The sequence below is a fragment of the Phaeobacter sp. HF9A genome (assembly GCF_011806385.1).
In the GTDB taxonomy this organism is placed as follows: domain Bacteria; phylum Pseudomonadota; class Alphaproteobacteria; order Rhodobacterales; family Rhodobacteraceae; genus Epibacterium.
In genome coordinates, this window is the sequence record NZ_JAATOX010000217.1 from 1 (window position 1) to 3,255 (window position 3,255).

Sequence of the window (3,255 nt, forward strand, 5' to 3'; positions counted from 1 at the left end):
CAGCGGCACGGCCCGCGCCTGACCTTCCCGTCACGCGGGAGGCGTGCTTTCAGCACGACGAAGGCGCTTCATGCCTCCCCAAGGTCAGGCGCGGGCCTTGTGTTGGGTGGGCTATTCAATGTCAGACCAGCGTACTTCATCAAAATCTGCATCATATTTTTTAAGAATGGATCGAACGTTCTTGTATTCGCAAACGCCTTCAAGAAATTCAATTTCGTCTAAAAGAAAGGTAAATGAATTGTTGTAGGAGGCTCGTAGGTATCTTTCCAAATCTTTGGCCATCATGGAGTCGCGATAGAAACCTAAGAGTGTAAGCTCATCATCGTTCTGAAGAACTTTCGCTTTTGTGGTTTCGATTAGTCCCTTCAATTCTTTGTTGGAATTGATGCCAAATGCTGCAAGCTCACCAATTAGGGTGTTTTTGAATTTATTTTTTACAGGTTTATACTGCTTTCCCTCTTCTTTTGCTAAGTTTTCTAAAAGAGCTTCCGCTGACGTAGTAGAAATCTTGTCCTCAAGAACAGATTCTGTGCTGTTGGCTAGCTCATGAGTGTACTGTGCCGCTTCTTTAACAATGTTGGAAAACTCTTTGTCAACAAGTTCAAGCGCACCAGCAACAATCATTAGACGTCGCTGCAAACTTTCGGGAAGTGAATTCTCCCCCTTGTAATTTTGTTTGTGCTCAATCTCGGCCCAGGCATTTTCCAAAGCGGTTCTGATTTGGATTTCAAATTTTGAATTGCAGAGCGTGGAGTACTCGGGCACAGATTTCCTATCATCGCCCAAACTGCAAACAAGATGAAGTGATCGGTATCCGACTTGATCTATCGACTTTTTTCTTTTGTCGATGCAGTTGTTTTCATCTATTTCAAAGGTGGATCGGAGGATTTCTTCAACCTTTTCGACGTCACTCTCGAGAAAAACAATTACGCGAAAGGCAACCAAGTCGGTCATGTCACGCATGGGAGACTCGTATTTCTTGGATCTTTGTTTTTCGATTGCGCTATTGGGATCTTTGATGCGAGATTTTATTTCAGAGAACGGTATGTTTCGTTCTTCCAGGTGGTGCTTTATGATTGTTTTTCCTGCTTCATTTAGCTTTTCAAATATTTTCTTACTGTTGGAGAGGTCTTCTTCAAATTTCTTTAAGTTCATTTAAACGTCCAACTCCTCCACGAACTTCGCGTTTTCCTGAATATATTGGTAGCGCAGTTCGGGTTTTTTACCCATCAGGCGCTCGACCAGGTCGCCGGTTTCGCCGGGTTCGTCCTCGTCGATGGTGACCCGGATCAGTTTGCGGGTCTTGGGGTCCATGGTGGTCTCTTTCAGGTCTTTTGCGTCCATCTCGCCGAGACCTTTGAAGCGGGAGACATCAATCTTGCCTTTGCCGCCCAGGCCCTTTTCCAGCCACATGTCGCGCTCGGCCTCGTCGAGGCAATAGACGCGCTTGGCGCCTTGCGTCAGGCGGAAGAGGGGCGGGCAGGCGAGGTAGAGATGGCCGCCGTCAATGAGCGGGCGCATCTGGGTGAAGAAGAAGGTCATCAGGAGCGAGGCGATATGGGCGCCGTCCACGTCGGCATCGGTCATGATGATGATCTTGTCATAGCGCAGATCGTCGAGGTTGAATTTGGTGCCCAGCCCGACGCCGAGCGCTTCGCACAGATCGCGGATCTCGGCGTTGGAGCTGAGCTTGCCGGAGGCGGCGCCGAGCACGTTGAGGATCTTGCCCTTGAGCGGCAGCAGCGCCTGATATTCGCGGTAGCGCGCGCCCTTGCCGGAGCCACCGGCGGAGTCGCCCTCGACGATGAACAGCTCGGTGCCGGAGCGGTCCTTGGAGGTGCAATCGGTGAGCTTGCCGGGCAGGCGCAGCTTCTTGGTGGCCGATTTGCGCTGGGTTTCTTTTTCCTGCTTGCGGCGCAGGCGTTCCTCGGCGCGCAGCACGAGGAAATCGAGGATGGCGCCGGCGGATTTGGTATCGGCGGCGAGCCAGTTGTCAAAGTGGTCGCGCACGGAGTTTTCCACCATCCGCGCCGCGCCCTCGGTCGAGAGCCGGTCCTTGGTCTGCCCGACAAAGGCGGGGTCGGCGATGAAGCAGGAGATCAGCGCGCAGCCCCCGGCCATCAGGTCCTCGCGGGTGATCTGTGCCGCCTTCTTGTTGCCGACAAGTTCGCCGTAGGCCTTGATGCCCTTGAGGATCGCGGCCCAGAAGCCCGCCACATGGGTGCCACCTTCGGGGGTGGGCACGGTGTTACAGTAGCTCTGGGTGAAGCCATCGCGCGAGGGGGTCCAGTTGATCGCCCATTCGACATAGCCGGGGGCGTTGAATTTCTCGCGGAACTCGACTTTGCCTGCGAAAGGCGCGTCGGCATAGACGGAGGATTTGCCCAGCACCTCGGAGAGGTAATCCTTGAGCCCGCCGGGGAAATGGAAGGTGGCCTCCCGCGGGGTTTCACCGTCGTCGATGGCGCTTTTCCAGCGGATCTCGACGCCGGAGAACAGATAGGCCTTTGAGCGCACGAGGGTCAGCAGGCGCTTGGGCTTGAAACGGTGAGAGCCAAAGATCTCCTCGTCGGCGTGGAAGGTCACGCTGGTGCCGCGCCGGTTGGGGGCGGCGCCGATCTTGGCAACCGGGCCCTGCGGGATGCCCCGGGAGAAGCGCTGCTCGAAGAGTTCCTTGTTCTTGGCGACCTGCACCACCATCAGATCGGAGAGCGCATTGACCACGGAAGAGCCCACGCCGTGCAGACCGCCGGAGGTCTGATAGGCCTTGCCGGAGAATTTGCCGCCCGCGTGCAGGGTGCAGAGGATCACCTCCAGCGCCGATTTGTCGGGGAATTTCGGGTGCGGGTCGATCGGGATGCCACGGCCATTGTCGGTGATGGTCACGGAATAATCGGCGTTCAGCGTGACCTCGATGCGGTTGGCGTGACCGGCGACGGCCTCGTCCATGGAGTTGTCGAGGATTTCCGCCACCATATGATGCAGCGCGCGCTCGTCGGTGCCGCCGATATACATGCCGGGGCGTTGACGCACGGGCTCCAACCCCTCCAGCACCTCGATCGAGGAGGCATCGTAGATTTCGGACGAGGAGGGGCTCAGGAGATCGTCGGCCATAGGCTGCTCTGCTCATATCTATTGGTTTGGTTGGCGTTCATTATGGCGCATGTCGCGGTGCGGGGGAAGGGGCGTGACGGGGCTGTGGATAAGCGGCGCAGCGCGATGTGGGGTCGGCCGGGCGGAGGCGGGGCCCGGTGC

Annotated in this window: 2 protein-coding genes; both read right to left on the reverse strand. The window is 56.2% G+C overall.

Annotated elements, in window-relative coordinates; genetic code table 11:
• Window positions 1-111 precede the first annotated feature (111 nt).
• Window positions 112-1,155 (reverse strand): GTP pyrophosphokinase family protein, encoded by a 1,044-nt coding sequence (locus tag HCZ87_RS20350; RefSeq protein ID WP_167646895.1) that lies wholly within the window; start codon window positions 1,153-1,155, stop codon window positions 112-114.
• Window positions 1,156-3,114, reverse strand: coding sequence for a DNA topoisomerase IV subunit B (gene parE / locus HCZ87_RS20355; protein ID WP_167646897.1), 1,959 nt, complete (start codon window positions 3,112-3,114; stop codon window positions 1,156-1,158).
• Window positions 3,115-3,255 lie beyond the last annotated feature (141 nt).